The sequence below is a fragment of the Mucilaginibacter sp. P1_A3 genome (assembly GCF_056406855.1).
The window spans coordinates 212030-235690 of the sequence record NZ_JBFTZJ010000012.1 but is presented as its reverse complement, the minus strand read 5'-3'; the positions used below and the strand labels follow the sequence as shown (position 1 = coordinate 235690).

The following is a 23661-nucleotide window of genomic DNA, read 5'->3' as shown; positions in this document are numbered from 1 at the left end:
CTCTGCGAGCAAGGAATTTGTTATTTTGCGAATAGAAACGGCGCTCACATTTGTGTTTCAATTTCATATATTAGTTTTATGGCATTAATTAATGAAAACTTACGTGTACTTGTAGTTGGCTGCGGTAATATGGGCGCTTCTCATGCCGAGGCTTATCACAATATTGATGGATTTGAAATTGTTGGGCTGGTATCTACAGGTAACAGCAAGGTAGTTTTGAATGAGAAACTGGGCGGAGGATACCCCCTGTTCAGCGATTTTTTTGAAGCGCTTGAAGCGACCACGCCTGATGCGGTTTGCATTTCTACTTATCCCGATACACATGAGGTATTTGCTGTGAAGGCATTGGAGAGCGGCTGTCATGTATTTATAGAAAAGCCTTTGGCAGATACCGTACAAGGTGCAGAACGTATGGCTGAGGCTGCAAAAAAAGCAGGCAGGAAACTGGTTGTAGGGTATATCCTGCGTTATCACCCGTCATGGGTTAAGTTTATAGAACTTTCCCAACAAATGGGGAAACCACTGGTAATGCGGATGAATTTGAACCAGCAAAGCCATGGCCCTAAGTGGACTGTACACCGTAACCTGATGAAGAGCTTAAGTCCGATAGTGGATTGTGCGGTGCATTACATAGATGTGATGTGCCAGATGACCCGGTCTAAACCTACGCAGGTTTATGCCATAGGCGCCCGGCTTACAGATGATATACCTGAATGGAATTATAACTATGGACAACTTCAAATCCGCTTTGAGGATGGCTCTGTGGGCTGGTACGAAGCAGGGTGGGGGCCAATGGTGAGCGAAACGGCCTTTTTTATTAAAGACGTTTTTGGGCCAAAGGGTGCAGTATCCATTGTTGCCAGGGAGGCGTCAGCCAGCGGAAAATCTGATTCGATAGATTCGCATACTAAAACGGAGTCTATAAAAGTTCATTATGCGGATTTGGATCAACAGGATGAATTTGCTAGGGCCGACGAATACCTCGACCTTAAGGATGAGCCCGGTCACCAGGAACTTTGCAACCGGGAACAACTCTTTTTTCTGAAAGCGATTCGGGAAGACCTTGATCTTACCGCGGCCTCAGATGACGCGGTGAACAGCTTAAAAATTGCCTTCGCCTGCGACGAATCCGTAAAAACCGGGCAGGTGGTTTTACTGTAGGTCTGAGTCATAAAAATTATCAGGTTCAAATATTAACATTCCTTCTGAAATCATTAATGGCCATGCGCCAGTTAAAAAATTTCCATCCATTTTTTGTTCCCCTGGCTATAACTGCCGGCGGGGTAAATTGATCAAAAAATGAGGGTAATGCTAATGCCTGTAAAGCAGGAACAACAGTTCGGTATTTGATTGCTGAATGCAGTTAAAAGGCTTTGAATATTCGGGGAGGTTTAATCAGCCTGCTTAAAATCATTAGCTTTCACCCAATCCTTGGGATTCTTCGGCCTTTTTTTATACTTTGGTATTCTTTCCATAAAGAAATGCACCCGCTCATACAACATATTCAAAAAGTTACTTCAAGCCACCAAATAGAGGGTGACTCTATATTGCCCTTTTTTGAAACAAAGACATTTAAGAAAAAGGGCATTTTACAGGAAGAAGACAAGCGTTGTTTGATGTATTTTTTTGTGGTGAAAGGGTGTCTTCGTTTGTTTTTTACAGATCATAATGGTGTGGAACAAACTATGCAGCTGGCATTAGAAAACTGGTGGATGACCGACCTGAATGCTTTTCGGTCCGGGCGGAAATCGGCCTATACAATCCAGGCACTGGAAGCAACGGAGGTGTTGGCCATTACCGCATCAAATTATGAATTGATCCTGGCAAAATTTCCGGTCATCGAAAGCTATTTTCGTTTAGTATACGAGCGGGCATATGCAGCGTCATTGCTTCGTATCCAGATGATTTCAAGAATGCCCAAGGATGAATTTTATGAACTGTTTCAATCAAAGTATACGGAATTTCTTCAGCGGATACCGCAGAAGGTACTGGCCTCATTTTTAGGCTTTACACCTGAATATCTGAGCGAATTACGAAAAAATAGAATAAAAGCGAAAACCAATTCATGACCGACCAACTATATAATCATATTCAAAAACTCGTTTTCGGTTTTACCGTAGAGCAGGAGAAAATAGCACCGTTCCTGCAAACAAAACTGGTAAAAAAGGAGGAATTGCTTTTGAGCGAAAAGGAAATTTGCGACACTATTTACTTTGTTAATAAAGGTTGCCTGTACTTGTTTTATGAAAATAACGATGAAAGGCAGGTTGTACATTTTGCATTGGAAAACTGGTGGATAACAGACTATAAGAGTTTTCCGGATGGTAAACCAGCTGTTTATTCAATTGCAGCGATGGAAGATTCTGAAATTACCTGCATGAGCAGGAAAAACTACGAAACACTACTGTTACAATTTCCCTTATTGGCATTATATTTCAATAAAATTCATGAGCGGGCTTATGGAGCGGCCTTATTTAAACAAAAGACATTTGCTACCGTAACTAAAAAAGATTTCTATTTCCATTTCAGGAATACCTATCCTGAATTAATTCAAAGAATTCCCGATCCTGTTTTTGCCAGCTACATGGGTGTTTCGTTGGAGATATTAAAGACCTACCAGGATATGTATATTTCTTAAACCAGCTTAAGTTTTCCCGGGCCGGCTATGTTCATCTTTGTATTATACAATTAACCTTAAAATATTACAGATCATGAAAATAGTAGTTATCGGCGGTACCGGCCTCATTGGTAGCCAGGTGGTAAATCAATTACAGCAAACCGGGCATGAAGTGATTGCCGCTTCACCCAACAACGGCGTTAATACACTTACCGGCGAAGGTTTAGCTGAAGTGCTGCAAGGCGCGCATGTAGTGGTGGATGTATCCAACTCACCTTCCTTTGAAGATAATGCTGTGATGAACTTTTTCAAAACTGCAAACGAAAACCTATTACCGGCAGAAAAGGCAGCAGGGGTGCAGCATCATGTTGCTTTATCAGTAGTAGGGACTCAAAAATTATTAGCCAGCGGTTATTTCCGCGCAAAGCAAGTGCAGGAGGAAATGATTAAGGCATCGGGTATTCCTTATACCATCGTTCATGCTACACAGTTCTTTGAATTTGCGGGAGGCATTGTACAAATGAGCATGGCCGACGGAAAGGTAATAGTACCGGCTGCCAACATTCAACCTATCGCCAGCAAAGATGTGGCATCTTTTATGGCCGAAACAGCATTAGAAAAACCTGCCAATAAAACCCTGGAAATAGGTGGACCTGAAAAATTCGACATGACAGCATGGGTGAAGCAATATTTGCAGGCAACTCATAAAAACTACGAGGTAACAGCCGATATCGATGCTCTGTATTCAGGAGCTCCACTTACCGCTGATACTTTAGTGCCGGAAGCTGCTGTTTCCCTGTGCAAAACAAAATACGCGGAGTGGATTGCAAAACCTGAAAATCAACGATAAGAGCGCAATATAAATTCAAGGTAGCATACTTCACCGGGATTTGCACTCAGCGCCGGAGTAGAATATAAAAACAGGAAGCCCGATACGGATATGTATCGGGTTTCTCGTTTTTATAGCGGTACCGATTTAACATTGCGAAAGTTTGACATCATTACTTTTCTGAAATTTCGAAATAAGGTGGTCAATGGCATCCCAATATTGTGCCCTTCGCCGAAAAATGGCGCAAACGATTGTTTTATCACGTAAACAGATAATCTTTGCCCGTTTTGTTTGTTTAAGAGGTAAATAGCTGTAGGTCTGTTTTTCAGTGATAAATTATCTCATATATTTGTGTGCGCACACGCAAAATGATTGTCCACTATTTTTTCGTTATAATTTACTAAACATGCTAAAAAAACTGTTGTTTTTAATTTGTCTCAGCCTGGCAAGTGTTTCCAGGGCTCAAAATATTTTTCTTGCAGAAGTAAAGCCGGGCCAGGCGGTTGCATCTGCGGATAAGGGATCTGTAATTTTAAAAAACAATTGCCTGTCTGTAAAATGGCTTACCGGTAAAAAAACAATTACGATAAACGAATTTGTTGCGCAGCATAAACAGGTTTCTTTAAAAGGGGCTCCCATGTTCGAACTGGAGCTAAAGGAGGGCGCGGTAATTAATTCTGCTGATTTTGAATTGAGTGCGCCGCTGAAAATTGTTCAAATAAAGGGAAACAAGGCAGCGGCTAAACTTTCGGAAAAAGAAAACGGGAAAGAAATTACAGCTGAGTTTTTGAATGTAAAACATGGTATTCGGGTAAAGTGGGAAGCCATTTTAAAAGATAACTCCAATTATATCAGGCAGGTTTTTTCATTTAATAGTGTTACTGATTCTTTGAGGATCCGGAAATTAAAACTTATAAAGTTTCATGGGGGAGCGGAGATGATACCATCGGGTGTTGTTGATGGATCGCCAATAGTATCGGGAGATTTCTTTTTCGCGCTCGAAAGTCCTATTAGTAAATATGAAGTTAAGGATGGTTGGGTAAATAACTATATTGAACGGCAGGAACCAGCCATGGATTTAAAGGCATCTACCGTTTGGGGCATTGCGCCGGAGGGCCAGTTACGTAGGGGATTTCTTTATTACCTGGAACGGGAAAGGGCAGTACCGTACCGGCAAATGCTGCATTATAATTCATGGTATGATTTATCATGGGCCGACCGTAAACTAACTGAAGCAGGCTGTCTTGACCGTATTCAAACCTTTGCAGACAGCCTCACTATAAAACGCCACATTACCTTAAACGCGTTTTTGTTTGATGATGGTTGGGATGATAATCAAACATTGTGGCAGATAAGTAAAACAAATTTCCCTGCCGGCTTTGATAATATTAAAACGCTCGCTAATAAATACAATGCATCATTAGGTGTATGGATGTCGCCATGGGGTGGATATGAGCAGGCCAAGGAGCAAAGGCTGCAATATGGACGAAAACAAAACCCTCCATTTGAAACAAATTCGCACGGGTTTTCGCTTTCAGGCGCGGTTTATTCCAATAGGTTTAAAGATGCCGCCGCAAACTTTGTTACCAAATACGGTATTTCGATGTTTAAATTTGATGGTGTAGGGGCAGGGGATCAATCAACCGGCGCTACACCCGAGTATCAGACAGATATGGAATCGCTGTTGAACCTGGTATCAACCTTGCGTGGGGTAAAGCCAGATCTTTATTTTAGCATGACTATAGGCACCTGGCCATCACCTTTCTGGCTAAAATATGGCGATGTGATCTGGAGAAATGGCTGGGATACAAATACAGAAGGACAAGGAAATAACAGGCAACAATGGCTTAATTACCGTGATGGCGAAGTATATAAAAATATTGTTCAACGTGCCTACCTTTATCCTTTAAGTTCGCTGATGTATCATGGTGTTTGTATTGCAGACAATGGCGCACCTGCCAAGTTTGATATGAATGATAAAGACATCGCCGACGAAATATGGTCGTTTTTTGGATCGGGGACAAGTTTGCAGGAGTTGTATATCAATCCGCATAAATTAAACACGGCCAATTGGAATTGCCTGGCCGCTGCCATAAAATGGTCGCGTGAAAATGCAGACATCATGCCCGATACGCATTGGGTGGGTGGCAGCCCATCAAAAGGGGATGTTTATGGGTTTGCTTCATGGTCGCCCAAAAAAGCTATTCTTACTTTAAGAAACCCGTCAAATAAAACAAAAACCTTCCGGATTGATACGCGTAAAGTTTTTGATTTGCCTTTAAATAGCAAATCCACTTATCTTTTTTATAATGCTAAACTTAGCGGTAAGGAATTGACGACCACTTTATTTACAGGGGATGCTTATACGGTTACGCTTGAGCCGTTTGAAGTGATGGTGTTTAACGCAAGGCCTGCTCATTAATGATTTTTTATGAGCTAATTTACATTGTGAAGTAACGGCAGATTTTAAACAGGTGTGTGCGAAAACATATACTGACAGGCTCCCGTATTATAGCAATATTGCCTTTAAATAAATTACTAATGAAACGGATATCAATACTGATTTTATTATTCTTTTGCTTTTTCTGTACAGCATCCTTTTCGCAAACAACGGCAACGTATAAATGGCTTGACCCTGCCAAAGCAGGCTTCCCGGTTATAGAAGGGCAAGCATGGCCAACCGAAACTACAGTCGCTTATGATAGGTTTCCGGTACGTGCCCAAAAGGAGTTAAATCCTAATGTGTGGGATATTTCGCACAGCAGTGCCGGCTTATATATCAAATTTAAAACAGATGCGCCCAACCTGGTTATCCGTTATAAGGTAAAGGGTGATTTTGCAATGTCGCATATGCCTGCAACGGGAGTAAGCGGCTTGGATCTTTACGCGCTTGATCCTAATGGAAAATGGTGCCTGGCTCCCGGTAGTTTTTCATTTAAGGATACCATTACCTACCGTTTTTCAAACATACAGGTGAGTGCCGCTTTTCCGGGGAGAAGCTATGAATACAGGCTGTTTTTGCCATTATATAACTCAGTGTCCTGGCTTGAAATAGGTGTTCCTGGCGGTAACGCATTTAATTTCATGCCTTTATCTAAAGAAAAACCTGTGCTTGTGTACGGAACATCCATTGCACAGGGTGGTTGCGCATCAAGACCCGGTTTAGCATGGACCGCCATTTTACAACGCGCGCTTGACCGCCCGCTGGTGAATCTTGGCTTTTCGGGTACAGGGCTGCTTGAAAAATCGGTTATTGACCTGATGGCAGAGATTGACGCGAAAATATATGTGCTTGATTGTATGCCCAACTTAATAAGCTTCTCTGATCAGGAAATAGAAAAACGTTTACTGGCATCAGTACAAAGTTTAAAAGAGAAGCATCCGCTGGTGCCTATACTGCTTGTAGAGCATAGTGAGGGCAATGTTGATGGTATGTTAGATACCGGCAGGACTGCCGGTTATAACCGTGTTAATAAAGTGCTGGGGCTTACTTATTCAAAGCTGATTGCTGCAGGAACTAAAAGCGTTTATTTATTAACCAATAAGGAAATTGGATTTGATATTAATTCAACGGTTGATGGTTTGCATCCCAATGATGTGGGGATGCAAAAATATGCCATCGCTTACGAGAAAACTATACGCGCAATTATCAACGAACCAACAGGCAAGTATTCAACTACTATGCCGGTTGTACAAAGCAGAGATGGTTATTATGATTGGCGGAACAGGCATAACGAAATACTAACGCTTATTAAAACAGGTTCGCCAAAAATTGTATTCCTTGGTAACTCTATTCTGAATTATTGGGGTGGCATACCAAAGGCTCCTTTAGCAAGGGGGGCCAACTCATGGGATAAATACCTGGAGCCATTAGGGGTGAAAAACTTCGGTTTTGGATGGGACCAGGTAGAGAATGTGTTATGGCGCGTATACCATGAAGAAATAGATGGCTTTAATGCAGATAAGGTGCTGGTTATGATAGGCACCAATAACCTGTCTGGTAATAGCGACCAGGAAATAATAGAAGGATTAAAATTACTGGCAGAGGGAGTAAAAGTGCGCCAGCCCAAAACTGAAATTCTTTTGTCGGGTTTGCTACCGAGAAGAGCACAGGAAAAACGGATAGAAGTACTTAATAAAGCTATTTCTAAATTGGCAACTCAGATGCGGATTCGTTTTATTAACCCGGGAAAGTTATTGCTTGATAGTGCCGGAAATATTGATGAATCTCTTTTCGGCGATGGCTTGCACCCTAATGAGGCCGGTTATCAAAAACTGGCAATTGCTTTGGTTCCTTATCTCAAAAAATAGCGGCTCCGCTTTCGTTTATACAGACCAGACTGTTGATTATTTTTCCCAATAATCAAGAGTCTGGTCTGTATTGTAAATGGTATTCTACTTCCGGTTAAATATTACTGAAAACGCTAAGCCGCAGCTAAATTATAGCAATAGTAATGCGATAAAACTATATTAAATTACATTTGCTATCTTTTTTACATGAAGGTTTAATATGAAGAACAAAATTGTACGCATTAAAGATATTGCCGAAAAAGCAAAGGTTTCAACAGGTACAGTTGATAGGGTACTGCATAAGCGGGGGCGGGTATCAAAAAAAGTAGAAGAGAAAATACTGAAGATTATTGAAGAGATGGATTATGAGCCCAACCTTATGGCAAGGGCGTTGGGATCCAACAAAATATATCAAATTGCTGCATTAATACCCGATCATAAAAGTGATTCTTACTGGTACGCTCCCAAAGCAGGAATTGAAAAGGCAGAGAAAGATTTGAAGCAATATGGCATTGTAGTTCAGCAATATGTATTTGACCCTTACAATGTAGAATCTTTTATAGCAAATGCCAATCAGTTAACCAATGATAAACCGGATGGTATAATTTTATCGCCTATATTTTATCGGGAAACGCTGCCGTTTTTTGAAAAATGGAAAGCGGCCGAAATCCCATTTGTATTGTTTAATACCCAAATTGCCGAGTGTGAGCCATTGAGCTATATTGGTCAGGACTCTTACCAGAGTGGTTTTTTGGCTGGCAAACTTATTCACTACGGCCAGCCAGATCCTTGTTCAATCTTAATTGCTCATATTGATGAAGAAATAAGTAATGCTGCCCACCTTTTAAAAAAAGAACAAGGATTTCGTAATTATTTTTCGCAAAACAACCTGGAGCACCAGTATAATATTTTACGGATTGAATTAAACAGGGCAAATGCCGCCTTGTTCATAACGCAGCTGGACGCCATTATTGATAGCACACCTGATATATCCAGTGTTTTTGTAACCACATCTAAAGCCCATGAAATTGCAAAGCATCTGGAGCAGCGTCACATAAAGCATATCAAAATAATAGGATATGATTTACTGCCTCAAAATTTGTATTTTCTGAATAAAGGGGCAATTAGCTTTTTGATAAATCAAAATCCGAAGGGGCAGGGTTACTGGGGCATTTACCAGTTAACCGATCACCTGGTATTTAAAAAAGAAGTTCCTATTATCAAATATCTTCCACTGGATATAGTTACGAAAGAAAATGTGAACTATTACATAGATGATGAGGATACAGTTTATTTAGATATTTGATCATTCGCTTACACCTATATTTGATATTTTTCTCAACTATATCTTAAATTTGGTGACCCTATTGTAATTTTTCTCTTTTGATGATACTGTTTTATCGTTTTAGATGGGACGATGGCACTTTTGGCTTAAACGCCCTTTTTTTGTCGCGAATTGCCCTCACCATGATATAGGCAGTATTTTATTTTTGGCCTTTACGGAAACCAGATTATAAAAATCAATTAAATGAGAAATGTAATTTACGCAATCAACACAACCTTAGATGGTTGCTGCGACCATACCAAATTCTATCCCGATGAAGAAACGATGGCGTATTTTATTCAGCTCACGCGGGATGCTGATACATTTCTTTACGGGCGTAAAACTTATCAATTGATGGTTCCTTATTGGCCAGATGTGGCGAAAAATGCTTCCGGGGATAGCAAAGCAGATATTGAATTTGCCCAGGCATTTGACGCCGTCAACAAAATTGTTGTTTTCTCACAGTCATTGAGCAGCCCTGAAGGAACCAAAACGAAAATTGTACGCACAAGCCTTCATGACGAAGTAGTTAAGCTGAAACAGGAACAGGGCAAAAATATTTTAACCGGTGGTGTAACCATTCCTTTGCAACTTGCAGAACTTGGACTGATTGATGAATATCATTTTGTGGTTCACCCGATAGTTATTGGAGAAGGCAGACGGTGGTTTGAGGGCATCAACCTGCAAGAGAAATTACAATTAAAATTGGTTGAGTCGACGGTGTTTAAGTCGGGGATTGTTGTGCTCCGGTATTTAAAACAGTAGCGGGAAAATCTGCTGCACATTGTGCTTATGCTTTTTGAAACAAAGTCTCCCTAAATGAGAACATACTTTTCATCAAAAACAAAATTCACATGTATTATTAAGAGGGTGTAAGTAATTGATTTAGCGGTAAGTGCAGGGCTGCAGTGCCAACAAAACCAACGGGCAAAAATTAACTTGACGAAAAATAAATAAAAATATGAGCAAAATTATCTTTGACAGCGGAATATCACTTGACGGCTTTTTCGCAGGCGATAACAGGAGCCCAGACAACCCGATGGGCGGCGTTTCAGGAAAAATTCACCAATGGATGTTTAAACAAAAAGCATTTTGGAAAAACATCAATATGGAAGGTGGTGAAGAATACGGTGAAGACAGTAAATTAATTGATGATGTGTTTGCAAGAGCAGGTTCTTACATTATGGGAAAACGAATGTTTGAAGAAGGCGAAGTTCATTGGAAAGAAGATTTATACAAAACAGATGTTTACGTTTTGACACACGAAAAACGGGAGCCCTGGGTTCAAAAGGGGACAACAACTTTTTATTTCATTAATGACGGAATACAAAGCGCATTAGAAAAAGCAAGACAGTCAGCCAACGGAAAGGACATCAGGATACAAGGTGGTGCAGATACAATTCAACAATACCTGAATGCAGGGCTTGTGGACGAGTTTGTCATTCATATTGCCCCCGTTTTTTTAGGCAGTGGTATCCGGCTGTTTGACGGCATTGACAATGACAAATATGATATTCAAATTGTAGAAGTAATACCATCAGACTTAACAACTCACTTAAGATACAAACTGACGAAAAAATAAGAACTACCCTCACTGCGGCAATACCGGAATTGAGAGCGTTATCAATTCATGACACAACTCGCGCTTTTCTGCGCGTTTACACACCCCTTATCCATAATCAATTGCATTTGACATGTAATTCATTATGGATTTTTTATTTTGAACCTTCCGAATGTGGTATTTGATTGCCTCAAAAAAATAAAGTCAATTTAAAATAATTGACGGGTATTTAAATTGTGAAATTATTTTTTCTAAAATTTATAAAAGTGTGTGCGAACACATTAATATTTTTATATTTGTTTTCGAAGATTATAGATAGTTTAATGTGTGCGTATACATTACATGCTCCGGGAATTGATTTAAAATAGGCATAGAAGAAAAAATGACATATAATATCTCTGAAATAGTATCAAATTTTTGCATCGAAGGAAATGTCGGGACTATTGTCCCGTTTGGTTCTGGCCATATTAATGATACATTTCACGTTAAAACTACTGACCCCGAATTGCCCGGCTATCTGCTTCAGCGTATCAATCACCATGTGTTTGAAAATGTTCCGGCCCTGATGAGGAATGTTCAACTTGTAACCGATCATCTTAAAAAAAAGCTGATCCAAATTCCGGGTTCCAATCCCGCAAAAGAGGTACTCACCATGGTTTGGGCCAGGGATGGGCAATGTTTTTTTTGTGATGCAGGAGGCAACTACTGGAGGATGTATAATTTTTTGAAAGATACCAAGAGTTACGACCTGGTTTTGACCGAACAGCAGGCCTATGAAGGGGGTAAGGCATTTGGTAAATTCCAATTATTATTATCAGACCTTGATGCCAATTTACTTTACGAAACTATACCCGATTTTCATAACATAGCCATGCGGCTCGACCGCTTAAATAAAGCGGTATCGGCTGATGCGAAAAATCGGGTTAAAGATGTTTTGTCCGAATTAACGTTTGTAATTGAAAGGGCCGGTTCGATGGTTGCTATATTGAATTTAGGAAAGGAAGGAAAACTACCGCTGCGTATTACGCACAACGATACTAAATTCAACAACATATTGCTTGATATGGATGATCGTGAACAGTGTGTAATAGATTTGGATACCGTTATGCCTGGCTATGTAGCATATGATTTTGGCGATGCTATCCGCACTATTATCAATACTGCGTCGGAAGATGAGGACGATCTTTCAAAAATAGATTTAAGTATCCCATTGTTTAAAGCCTACGCTGAGGGGTATCTTAAAAGTGCTGGTAGCTTTTTGTCGGATACCGAAGTTGAATCACTTTCAATGGGGGTTTTATTAATACCTTATATGCAAGGTGTACGTTTCCTGACGGACTACCTGGAAGGCGATGGTTACTACAAGATCCGTTTTCCTGAACATAATTTACAGCGTACCAAGGTACAATTTCAGTTACTTAAAAAGCTCGAAGAGGCGTATGATGTTTTAGATCAAATAATTCAAAGCGTAGCAAAAACATCCAGGCAATTAGCATCCGAAATTAAATGAAAGCACTCACAGTACCATTTTTAGGGGCGGTAAGTAGGGTAAGCCCTATAGCTCACCTGTCTTTTTTGTTGGATAGTCATGAAACGAATATTATCGGAATGGCACCATGGGCCGGTTATGAATATAAGCCTGATGTTCGCTTTGCAATAGCTTATGGCGACGATTGTATTTTTATAAAATACTATGTAAGCGAAAAATCGGTAAGGGCGATTTATAAGCAACCTAATGAGCCTGTTTATAAAGATAGTTGTGTAGAGTTTTTTATTGCTTTTGGCGATGAACGGGAATATTACAATTTTGAATTTAACTGTGCAGGTACCTGTATGGTAGGTTTTGGAGCAAAAAGAACAAACCGCAAGTTACTGCCAGAAACTGTTATAATGACGATAAGGCATCAGAGCCTGTTAAAGCTGGTGGATAATGATGGGCAGGGCAATATAGGCTGGGAACTTACCCTGATGATACCTTTCGAAGTGTTTTATCATCATTCAGTTACATCGTTAAATGATCAGCAGTGCCGGGTTAATTTTTATAAATGCGGCGATGACCTGCCTGACCCTCACTTTTTGGCCTGGAATAATATTAAATCCACCGAGCCTGACTTTCATCTGCCCGAATTTTTTGGGAAAATGAAATTTGAAAATAAATATCAGTCGTTCCATCATAAAGCAACAAAATATGAAGAGGAAATTTACAGTAATACTGTTGTTATTTAGTGCTGTTGCTTCGGCGCAGGTTAAAACTGATGGGGTTTACCGGGAGCTTCCTGATCCGAAACCGGTTCAGCAAGAAAGCTGGAACTCGCTAAAACCGGGTGTTTATGTAAGTTTTGCTTCAGCGGATATTCGTTATGATAAACGCAATGCACCTGCCATATCTCCATTACAAACTCAATGGCAAACCAAAGCCTGGAAAGGAGAAAAAGTGCATACACAATTCCTGGTATGGAGTACCCGTAACCTGGAACAATTAAGTTTTGAATGGAGTAAGCTGGACGATGGTAAAGGGCATAAAATTCCGGTAGAAAATATCAGTGCAAATTTTGTACGTTATATAATGGCCGATGGCCTGAACAATGAAGGAGGAGGCTGCGGTATCCAGGCCGGTCATGATTCCTCTCTTGTAGAGGATGTTATTGATCCGGTAAAATCTCTCCCGGTAAGTAAAAATACTACCCGGCCAGTTTGGTTAAGCATTAAGGTTCCTGCTAATGCGGTTGAAGGTATTTATAAAGGTTATGTGAAAGTTAATGAAGGGAAAAATAAGTATCCAGCTCTTTTGTATTATACCATAAAAGTGCTTAATCATACTCTGCCGGAACCCGAATACTGGAAATTTCATTTGGATCTGTGGCAAAATCCATATTCGGTTTCCCGGGTATATGGTGTAAAAGCCTGGTCCAAACAACATTTTGATGTAATGCGCCCTTATATGAAAATGCTCGCAAATGCCGGTCAAAAATCCATTACCACTACACTTATCCACGATCCGTGGAATAGCCAAACGTATGATATTTATGGATCAATGGTGAAATGGACTAAAAATAAAAATGGTTCATGGAGTTATGATTATACGGTTTTTGACAAGTGGGTAACTTTTATGATGTCATTGGGAATCAATAAGTTTATCAATTGTTATAGCATGATCCCCTGGAATTTGAAATTCTATTACTATGACGAGGCTCTGAAAAAGGATACCCTAATCATAGCTAAACCCGGTACACCAGAATACGATGCTCATTGGCGCCCCATGCTGGCTGATTTTGCCAAACATCTTAAAGATAAAGGATGGTTTGATAAAACTACCATTGCCATGGACGAAAGGCCTATGGCAGATATGCAAAAAGCGATAGCCTTAATTAAAAGCGCTAATAAAGATTTTAAAATTTCATTGGCAGGTAACTATCATCACGAAATTGAGAACGATTTGGTGGACTATAGCGTAGCCTCAAATCAAGTGATAGATAGCGCAACCATGCTTTCGCGTAAAAAAGCCGGATTTAATACTACCTATTATACCTGTTGCACCGAGGGGCATCCCAATACGTTCACCTTTTCTGCACCTGCAGAGTCTGTTTGGCTGGCATGGTATGCAGCTTACAAAGGATATGATGGGTATTTGAGATGGGCTTACAACTGCTGGACAAAAGATGCTTTACATGATACCCGATTTGGACAATGGTCATCCGGAGATGCTTATTTGGTTTATCCGGGTTTGCGGTCTTCTATCCGCTTTGAACGATTGATTGAAGGTATCCAGGATTATGAAAAAATTAATGTGCTGAAGGAGGATTTTACAAAAAGAAATCAGCAAGATAAACTACGTCAGCTTGAAAAAATACTGGATGGTTTTGATATCGGGGATTTAAAGAATAAAGATGTAGCTGAGATCCTTCATATTTCGCAGGATAGATTAAACAGTTTATAAACAATTTAAAAAACTTTCACTTTCCGGAATTTTATTCGGCATTCACTTTTATTTTAGTGTTTTTTTGATTTTATTTACTATTAGATTTACTCAAAACAACAAATTTGATGTCTTTATTCAAAACGCCGGGCAAATCGGCCACGCGATAAAGGCTGTAAAGATTGATGAGTAAGGGTTTAAAGAAAATGCAGGTTTCCTTGCTAAAACTAAGCGGAAATCATAATAGTTAAGAATTTTAATATTTTAAAACAACAAAAAACACTTTCTTTGAAGTTGCCAATTAGAAATTTTATAATGCGGAATGAATAGCCCGGAAGTTCAGTTATTGTCAGATGAGAGACTTATAGCATTGATCCAAGAGAATGACCTTGCGGCGTTTGAACGTATCTATAATAAATATTGGTCCAAGCTTTATCTTTCAGCATACAATATTCTTAGGGATAGGCAGGTATCTGAAGATGTTACCCAGGAAGTATTGGTAAACCTATGGATGAAACGGGCTAATCTTCAGCTCACTTCTTTAAATGCCTATTTATATACCTCCGTGCGTTACCAGGTGTTTAATGTTATTCGGTCTGGTAAAGTAAGGGCCGATCTTTTTAACCGGCTGGAAGAACTTTTTAGCAATAACGGCGGCGAGGATATTTTATCTCAGAAAGATATTAACCGTTTGCTGGAGCAGGGCATTGCTGAATTGCCTGAGAAATGTCGTCAGATATTTGTTATGAGTCGTAAAGAGCATTTATCGACCAAAGAAATTGCTGAACGACTTGGTATCGCCCCAAAAACGGTTGAAAATCAATTAACTGTAGCGTTGAATCGTTTGCGCAAAACCCTGGGCGATTTTGTTTGCTTAGCTGCTATTATGTTATGCGGGCGATGGTTTTGATGGTTTTCTGCCTGCGCTGAATTATATTTCTCCTCTTTTATTTTTTATTTGATTTTAGAAAATTTCATGATTTGTTAATGATTTAGAAATATTTAAAATTTCTTTGGGGGTACACCCTGCTTTGGGGTACTTACATATAATAACTACCCAATGGAAAAAGAACTACTGCTAAACTTAATTAATAAATACCTTTCAAACCAGGCTACGGCAGAAGAGGAAAAGCTTTTGTTAAACTATTATAGCACGCTCCAAAAAAACGAGTTGAAATGGGATGAGCTTTTAATGGGCGATGAAAACGTAGCTAAGGTTGAGCTTTATAGCAAGGTATTGTCGGAGATAAAAACGCGCGAATCTGCATCTAAAAGAATTATTTTTCTGAGACGATGGTTCGTAGCAGCGTCTATAGCTTTGTTTCTGGTCGCCTCCTCTTCAGTGTTTTTTTACTTAAAACATAATAACTCCTATTTACTAACCAAAAATAAAACCCGGTCTTTAAATAAACACACCATTGCTCCGGGAGGTAATAAAGCTTTATTAACCTTAGCTAATGGTTCAAAAATCACCCTGGATGATGCCGCTACCGGCGAATTGGCTAAACAATCAGGCGTAAAAATCACCAAAGCTGCCAATGGTCAATTGGTTTATACTATTGAAAATACGTCATCTAATTCAACCGCATCAACTCAGCTGGCATACAATACTATTGAAACCCCAAAAGGTGGCCAGTACCAGGTTGATTTACCTGATGGGTCAAAAGTTTGGTTAAATGCGGGTTCTTTACTTCGTTACCCAATAAATTTTAACGGCAATGTACGCAAGGTTGAATTAACCGGAGAGGCTTATTTTGAAGTTGCTAAAAACGCCAATAAACCATTCAGGGTTGTAAGTAACAAGCAGGTGGTGGAGGTTTTAGGCACACATTTTAACATCAGTTCCTACATTGATGAGGCTTCGGTTAAAACTACTTTATTAGAAGGTTCTGTTAAGGTATTGTCTATCGGGTCCAACCAATCTAAATTGTTGAAACCCGGCGAGCAATCCAATATTAATTATTTAAACAACACATTTTCTGTACAGGCAGTTAACACGGAAGAAGCTGTTGCCTGGAAAAATGGTTATTTCCTTTTTGTTGACGAAGACATGAAAAGCATCATGAGCAAGTTTGCCCGCTGGTATAATGTTGATGTTGAATATTTGGGTAATGTAGATAATTTAAGATTTGGGGGGATGGTGTCGCGGTCAAAAGACCTGGCCCAGGCGTTGAAGATCATAGAGCAAACAGGAAACGTTAAAACTAAAATTGAAGGAAGGAGAGTTATCATTATGCCGTGATAATTACTTGCATAAGGTAACCTAAAAATAAGCCGGAAGTGCTCGAACACTCCCGACTAAAAAGTTAGGGCTTACCATGAAACTAAATTCGTAGTCCAATTACACCTTAAACCCAAACAAGTTCAAATGTATGAAATGTTATGAAATAAGTTTATACAGGGTCCCCTGTATAAAAAATAAAGCTTTGTTGATTATGAAACTATCCATCATTTTGTTGGTAGCAACCATACTTCAGGCAAGTGCTTCAGGTTACGCACAAAAAATTACATTATCAGAAAAAAATGCTCCTCTGGAAAAAGTTCTTAAAGAAATAAGGGAACAATGCGGATATGATTTCTTCTATAATTCAAAGGTAATTAAGCAGGCTAACCCGGTAAGTATTAGTGTTCTGAATACCGAATTAGAGGAAGTATTAAAACTAACGTTTAAAGACCAGCCGTTTAGCTATAGTATAAACGAGAAAACAATTATAATTAAATCTAAACCTCTTGACGTATCACCACAGTTAACACCTGTTATCATAAAGGTTTCGGGGGTTGTTACTGATTCAAAAGGGCTTACTTTGCCCGGCGCAAGTGTGCGTATTAAAGGCACCAATAAAGGGGTTGTAACTGATAGCGAGGGTAGATTTACCATCGAGGCTGATGTTAATAACGTTCTTGTTGTTTCATTTGCCGGTTTCATCGCCAAAGAAATTATTGTTACCGGGGCACTATCGTCCATAACTGTTCAGTTACTTGATGATACCAAGGGTATAAATGAAGTAGTTGTAGTAGGTTACGGTAAACAAAAAAAGCTAACGATAACAGGAGCTGTAACTACGGTAAATGTAGGCGATATAATGACTCCGAACCGTTCCCTGTCTAATGCATTAGCGGGTAAAGTGACTGGGGTTATATCCATGCAGAGAAGCGGGGAACCTGGTTATGATAATGCCTCATTTACTATTCGGGGCATTGGTACCTTTACAGGTAATTCAAACCCGCTTGTTATTATAGATGGGGTGCAGCGGGATGACGTAAACAGTACTTACGGAGGTGCTTATAATAACATCGACCCGGAAGATATTCAAAGTATTTCTTTATTAAAAGATGCTTCATCAACGGCTGTATATGGTGCCAAGGGTGCCAATGGGGTTTTAATCATCACCACTAAAAGAGGTGTTGCAGGCAAGCCTAAAATATCTTTCAAAACCGAAGCCGCGATGTCTGGCCTTACCAGGACACCTAAAATGCTGGATGCGGTATCATGGATGACGCTCCATAACGAAGCAACTACGAATGATGACAGCCCGGCTGCGTATTCGGAAGAAACTATACAAAAAACAGCGAGTGGTTTAGATCCATACCTGTATCCTAACGTTAACTGGATAAAATCTGTTTATAAGGATTGGGCTCCTGGCTACAACACCAACCTGAATGTTAGTGGTGGCGCTTCAACGGTAAGGTACTATGTTTCTGCTTCTTTTTACGACCAGGATGGAAGTTATAAGGTTACCAAGCAAAATGGTTATAATCCTAATCTTAACTTTAAGAGATATGATTTCCGATCTAACCTTGATATAGATTTAAGCAAAACCACTCTATTGTCTATGAACCTGGACGCGATGCTGGTGAGCAGTCGTTACCCCGGCATATCTGCAGGTAATATCTGGTATGAATCGTATTTAACACCACCCAATGCATTTCCAATTCAATATCCCGGTGGCATTTGGGCTGGTCCATATAATAATGGCGGCTCCAACCCGGTAAATGATATTCAAAATTCTGGTTATAGCAGTGAGTTTCGTCCTACTGTACAGTCTGTTTTTTCCATTAACCAAAAATTGGATGCTATTACCAGTGGACTAAGCACTATGGCACGGTTTTCATTCGACTCGTATAGCGAAAATGACAACCGCCGATCGGGTACCAATGATCTTTTTTTAGCTACCTCCCGGGACTCGCAGGGTAACCTGGTGCTTGGCCAGTCAAGATACGGGAGCCAGTTTTTAGGCTATTCCCAGTCATCCTCTGCCGAGAAAACGATGTACCTGGAAACAAACGTTAATTACGATCAGTCTTTTGGCAAACATCATGTAAGCGGCCTGCTTTTATATAACATGAGGTCGAGGGTGGAGAGTTCGGCCGGGAGCGTTATTAACTCTATTCCCTATAATAACCAGGGTTTAGCCGCCAGGGCTACTTATGCATACGCCGATAGGTATTTACTGGAGTTTGATGCAGGTTACACAGGTTCAGAAAATTTTGAACCAGGTAAAAAATTCGGGTTTTTCCCTTCTGTTTCCGGGGGCTGGGTAGTTTCAAGAGAACCATTTTTTAAGGAGCTTTCAAAAACGTTTAACCTGCTTAAAATAAGGGGATCTCATGGTCTTGTGGGCAATGATCAAATTGGGTCTCATTACGGTATCACCAGGTTTCCTTATATCAACCAGTATGGCGGTGGCGGATCTGTAGGTTTAGGCCTTAATGGAACGATATATGGTGGGACTAGAGAAACCGTAATTGGGGTAGAGAACCTTACCTGGGAAAAAGCAACCAAAGATAATATTGGGTTAGAAATAGGGCTATTCAATAAATTGAACATCACCATTGATGCTTACAAAGAGAGAAGAACCAGCATTTTAGTTCAACGTGGTTCGTTATCGGGAATATTGGGTGTGAGTGGATTGGTATTCGCCAATTTGGGCGAAATGAATAACCATGGTATTGAAGGTAATATTGAGTATAATGAGAATATAGGTAAAGTATCCCTGCGTCTTTATGGTAATTTTACTTATAATAATAATAAAATTATACAGAAGGATGAGCCTAAACAGCTGTACGCCTACCAGCAGTCTACCGGCCGTAAATATGGCGATAATTTGATGTATGTTGCTCAAGGCTTATTTACATCTCAGGACGATGTTGATAAAAGCCCTTCGCAGTTTGGCGCAGTATTAAGGCCCGGCGATATCAAATACAAAGATGTAAATGGCGACGGTGTAATAAATAGCTATGATAAGGTATTTACAGGTAAATCTGATATACCCACCATATTGTACGGCGCAGGATTTACGGTTGGTTATAAAAAATTCGACCTTTCTCTCTTCTTTCAGGGAACCGGCAATGTAATTATTATGGCAAATGGTTCATCAATAAGCGGTGCTGGTGCCGATGGCGCAGGTATTGTACCGTTTACAGGTATGGGTACCTATCCGTCTGGTATGCTTGCCAACCTTGAAAGCAGGTGGACCGTTGAAAACCCCAGTCAGAATGTTGACTATCCGCGGTTAGGTATTTCCAACCAAAACAGCAATAATTATCAGCCCAGTACCTGGTGGTCAAAAGATGCAAGCTTTGTTCGTTTAAAACAGGCAACATTGGGTTATACGTTTAATCCAGAGGCCTTTACAAAGGCAGGTGTCAATTCACTTTACTTTTATCTAACAGGTCAAAACGTGCTAACATTCTCCAAATTCAAACTTTGGGATCCCGAACTCGGATCCAATGGCGCAGGTTATCCACCGGTTAGGATATTTGCTTTAGGAGTAAGAGCCGCGTTTTAGAAATAATGGATTTAAATCAATTTAAAAGTATTTTTTAAAGTGTTCCAAATGAAAAAAAACATACTAATTATGGCTGTTGGGGTATGGTTCCTGAGTGCCATTTTATCGTCTTGTAATTACCTTAATAAGAAACCGGATAACCTGTTAACATCTGATTTAATTTGGAGTACCAGGGCTAATGCCGAATCGTACCTGTATAGTATATATGGTTATATTGTAGAAACCGATGGGGGCGATTTTAGTGCAATGGGGGCAAGTGACGAATCTTCTGTATCTATCCCCGGTACCAATGTAAGGCAAATGGTTGTGGGCAACTGGAGTCCCGTAAATGCTTATTTTGACAATTGGGGCAACTACTACAACGGAATCCGGTCGTCATTTATTTTTGAAGCTAATATTGATAAAGTTCCGGCCACACAGTTAAGTGTAACGTTAAAAAATCAATATAAAGCAGAGGCGCGGTTTTTACGCGGATGGTTTTACTGGCAACTGATAAAACAATATGGCCCGGTTGTGAAAGTGACCGAAGCGTTAAGTTTAAATGACGACTTTAACAAATACCCCCGATCATCTTTTGATGAATGTAAAGACTATGTTAACCAGTTGATGGATCAGGCGGCGACAAGTTTGCCAGCCCAATGGCCATCAACCAGCAATTATGGCCGCCCTACAAAAGGTGCCTGCCTTGCTGTAAAAACACAACTTGCTTTATTGGCGGCAAGCCCTTTATGGAACGGTAACCCTGCATTTGCCTCTTTTAAAAACCAGGATGGCAAGCAGCTGGCGCCAACAGCATACGATGCCACTAAATGGAAGGCGGCTGCAGATGCGGCAAAGGCATTGATTGACTTGGGTTCATATAAGCTATTTACCAATCTTGATAACGGTGGAACTCAGTTTGATCCTTACCTGTCTGTAAGGGATCTTTTCTTAACCAACTGGAACAGCGAGATCATATTTTCAAGAAACTCCTGGAATTTTTGGGGATATACCAAATGCGTATCGCCAGGGCCGGGTGGGTATAGTATGTACAATGCCACCCAAAATATTGTGGATGCATTTTATATGAATAATGGCAGAACGATTGATGATCCGCTGTCTGGATATACCGCAACCAATTTTGCCCAAAGCAAAGGCGATAAGTACTGGGAACACAATAAGGGCCAATGGAATATGTATGCCAAACGCGAACCGCGGTTTTATGCCTATATCCAATACAACGGCCGGCCGGTATTACCTGCCCCAACTGTTGATGATAAAAACTATTATTCATCAGCAGCTAATGTTGATGGCACAGGCAGGGTTGAGTTTTATTACAATGGCAAGGCCGGCGCCAAAGCAAGTGGCGCAAGTAACAATATTACAGGATATGATGTGCTGAAAAATGTAAGCCCCGCCGATAATATAAGGCAGGATGCTGCCAATTACCGGCCTTTTATACTGATCAGGTATGCCGAAATATTGCTGGATTATGTAGAGGCTTTGAATGAATATGATCCATCCAATCAAAACATCGTTCTTTACCTGGATCAGGTCAGGAGCAGAGCCGGTTTGCCTGGTATAGAGACTGTTTACCCGGAAGCTGTTGGCAACAAAGATTTAATGCGAAAATACATTTTAAGAGAGAGACAAGTTGAACTGTGTTTTGAAAGCGACAGGTACTATACCCTGATAAGAAGATTATCATTAGGAGCTGATGAAAATCAAACCATTTATGGCCTCAATGTAAATACGGACGATCAGGGCCAGGGATTTTCTTTTACAGGTTTATATAACAAAACGCTTTTTCAAAAAAGAGTGTGGAACAATAAAATGTACCTGTTCCCAATTTCCCAGTATCAGTTAGACCGCGACAGGGCATTGGTACAAAACCCGGGTTGGTAATGGAAGTTTTTATTTGCCGAAAAAGCAATATAGAACTTGTAATAAATAAATAATTAACAAGTAATTATTCAAATGAAAACATTCATAAATATAATGGCAAAAAGTATAAATCAATACTTACTTGCTGGTGTGCTTTTTATAATAATAGCTTTTATAGGTTGTAAAAAAGATAAACTCCCTACGCATAATGCCGATTCGCCTATCAGCATTAATACATTAATGCCGGCGCAGGGTAGCGGGGGTACAGAAGTATTGATTACAGGTACTAATTTTTCAACAGATACATCGCAAATCGCTGTTACCCTGAATGGATTAAAGCTTAAAATTATTGGGGCCAATACCAAGCAAATGATTGTAGTGGTACCCAAAAAAGCGGGTTCGGGGCCTATCGTCGTAACTATCGGAAAAGGCACTGCAACAAGCGCAGGTAACTTTACTTACCAATATACCAGGACTGTTACCACATTGGCAGGATCTGGCAAGGCCGGCTTTGCCAATGGCCAGGGAACAGATGCCATGTTTAATTTTAGCGGTCAAACCTGGTACCGGAGCTGTGGCATAACCGTTGATGACAACCTGAATATTTACGTTGCCGACCCGGGAAACCATAGCATCAGAAAAATTGATACAGCCGGGAATGTAACTACCCTTGCCGGTAATCCACAGGTTTCTGGGTATGCAGATGGAAAAGGAAGCGCGGCAAATTTTTCGTTACCTTATGATGTGGCTGTTGATGCCCAGGGCAACGTATATTCTGTTGACCCCGGTAATTATGACATCCGCAAAATATCTCCCGATGGCACCGCTACCACCTGGGCCTGGGGAAACCAGGCGCCATGGAGCGTAGCCGTAGATAAAACTACCGGTTATGTTTATTACTCCAGTTGCTCCAGCCCGGGAAATATTTACCAGGTATCGGCTCAATGGACTGCTAAGCAGGTTGTATCAGGTTTAAACTATCCTGCGGGTATCAAATTTGATAAAACCGGCAATTTATACGTATCCATTAACGGCGACCAGGTTATAAAAAAATTCACAGCAGGCACCTGGCAGGAAAGCACCATCGCCGGGCAGGTTGGTGTTGTAGGATATTTAAACGGAGCTGCTACGGCAGCAAAGTTTGCTTACCCCTGGGGTATTGCTGTGGATAATAGCAACAATATTTATGTGGCAGGTAACGGCACGTGGGATGGAGGTAGTTACAATCCGGATCAAAGTATTCGGTATATAACGGCCAACACTTTTGATGTAAGCACTTTTGCCGGAAGCGGTACGGCTGGTTACGCCGATGCTATTGGCGGGGCCGCACTTTTTAGCGCTCCAACCGGTGTTGCGGTTGATAAAAACGGAACAGTGTATGTATTGGATAAAATCAATAACAGGGTAAGAAAAATAGTTTCAGAATAAAGGCAATCGGGCATGCTGAAATTGCCTCTGGTAATTAATGCTGT

17 protein-coding genes are annotated in these 23661 nt (G+C 40.3%); all 17 read left to right on the top strand.

Annotated elements, in window-relative coordinates; translation table 11 throughout:
* Positions 1–78 precede the first annotated feature (78 nt).
* Entirely contained in the window at positions 79–1161 is a 1083-nt protein-coding gene (locus AC1D0K_RS24925; protein WP_477396502.1) for a Gfo/Idh/MocA family protein, read from the top strand.
* 320 nt (positions 1162–1481) lie between these two features.
* Positions 1482–2069, top strand: coding sequence for a Crp/Fnr family transcriptional regulator (locus AC1D0K_RS24920; protein ID WP_477396500.1), 588 nt, complete (start codon positions 1482–1484; stop codon positions 2067–2069).
* Entirely contained in the window at positions 2066–2638 is a 573-nt protein-coding gene (locus tag AC1D0K_RS24915; protein WP_477396498.1) for a Crp/Fnr family transcriptional regulator, read from the top strand. The genes AC1D0K_RS24920 and AC1D0K_RS24915 overlap by 4 nt, the downstream gene beginning before the upstream one ends.
* Positions 2639–2711: 73 nt before the next feature.
* Entirely contained in the window at positions 2712–3467 is a 756-nt protein-coding gene (locus AC1D0K_RS24910; protein ID WP_477396496.1) for an SDR family oxidoreductase, read from the top strand.
* Between the two features lie 385 nt (positions 3468–3852).
* On the top strand, positions 3853–5868 hold the full coding sequence (locus AC1D0K_RS24905; protein WP_477396493.1) for an alpha-amylase family protein: 2016 nt from the start codon (positions 3853–3855) through the stop codon (positions 5866–5868).
* Positions 5869–5987: 119 nt separating this feature from the next.
* Positions 5988–7757: an SGNH/GDSL hydrolase family protein gene (locus AC1D0K_RS24900; RefSeq protein WP_477396491.1), complete on the top strand. Its 1770-nt coding sequence runs from the start codon at positions 5988–5990 to the stop codon at positions 7755–7757.
* Positions 7758–7956: 199 nt separating this feature from the next.
* Positions 7957–9042 carry a substrate-binding domain-containing protein gene (locus AC1D0K_RS24895; RefSeq protein WP_477396489.1) on the top strand — a complete coding sequence of 362 codons (1086 nt, stop codon included), beginning with the start codon at positions 7957–7959 and terminating at the stop codon, positions 9040–9042.
* Positions 9043–9264: 222 nt separating this feature from the next.
* Complete coding sequence (locus tag AC1D0K_RS24890) at positions 9265–9825, top strand: dihydrofolate reductase family protein (protein WP_477396487.1); 561 nt, start codon at positions 9265–9267, stop codon at positions 9823–9825.
* Positions 9826–10021: 196 nt separating this feature from the next.
* On the top strand, positions 10022–10642 hold the full coding sequence (locus AC1D0K_RS24885) for a dihydrofolate reductase family protein (protein ID WP_477396485.1): 621 nt from the start codon (positions 10022–10024) through the stop codon (positions 10640–10642).
* A gap of 361 nt (positions 10643–11003) precedes the next feature.
* Entirely contained in the window at positions 11004–12131 is a 1128-nt protein-coding gene (locus tag AC1D0K_RS24880) for a phosphotransferase enzyme family protein (protein WP_477396483.1), read from the top strand.
* Entirely contained in the window at positions 12128–12847 is a 720-nt protein-coding gene (locus AC1D0K_RS24875; protein ID WP_477443288.1) for a carbohydrate-binding family 9-like protein, read from the top strand. The genes AC1D0K_RS24880 and AC1D0K_RS24875 overlap by 4 nt, the downstream gene beginning before the upstream one ends.
* Positions 12810–14558 carry a DUF4091 domain-containing protein gene (locus tag AC1D0K_RS24870; RefSeq protein WP_477396479.1) on the top strand — a complete coding sequence of 583 codons (1749 nt, stop codon included), beginning with the start codon at positions 12810–12812 and terminating at the stop codon, positions 14556–14558. Before AC1D0K_RS24875 ends, AC1D0K_RS24870 begins: the two co-directional genes overlap by 38 nt.
* Positions 14559–14859: 301 nt before the next feature.
* Positions 14860–15447 carry an RNA polymerase sigma-70 factor gene (locus tag AC1D0K_RS24865; protein WP_477396477.1) on the top strand — a complete coding sequence of 196 codons (588 nt, stop codon included), beginning with the start codon at positions 14860–14862 and terminating at the stop codon, positions 15445–15447.
* A gap of 150 nt (positions 15448–15597) precedes the next feature.
* Positions 15598–16779 (top strand): FecR family protein, encoded by a 1182-nt coding sequence (locus AC1D0K_RS24860; RefSeq protein ID WP_477396475.1) that lies wholly within the window; start codon positions 15598–15600, stop codon positions 16777–16779.
* Between the two features lie 193 nt (positions 16780–16972).
* A complete protein-coding gene (locus AC1D0K_RS24855; RefSeq protein WP_477443392.1) occupies positions 16973–20326 on the top strand; it encodes a TonB-dependent receptor in 3354 nt (1117 codons plus the stop codon).
* A gap of 48 nt (positions 20327–20374) precedes the next feature.
* Positions 20375–22210, top strand: a complete 1836-nt coding sequence (locus AC1D0K_RS24850; protein WP_477443394.1) for a RagB/SusD family nutrient uptake outer membrane protein — start codon at positions 20375–20377, stop codon at positions 22208–22210.
* Positions 22211–22303: 93 nt separating this feature from the next.
* Entirely contained in the window at positions 22304–23617 is a 1314-nt protein-coding gene (locus AC1D0K_RS24845) for an IPT/TIG domain-containing protein (protein WP_477443396.1), read from the top strand.
* Positions 23618–23661 lie beyond the last annotated feature (44 nt).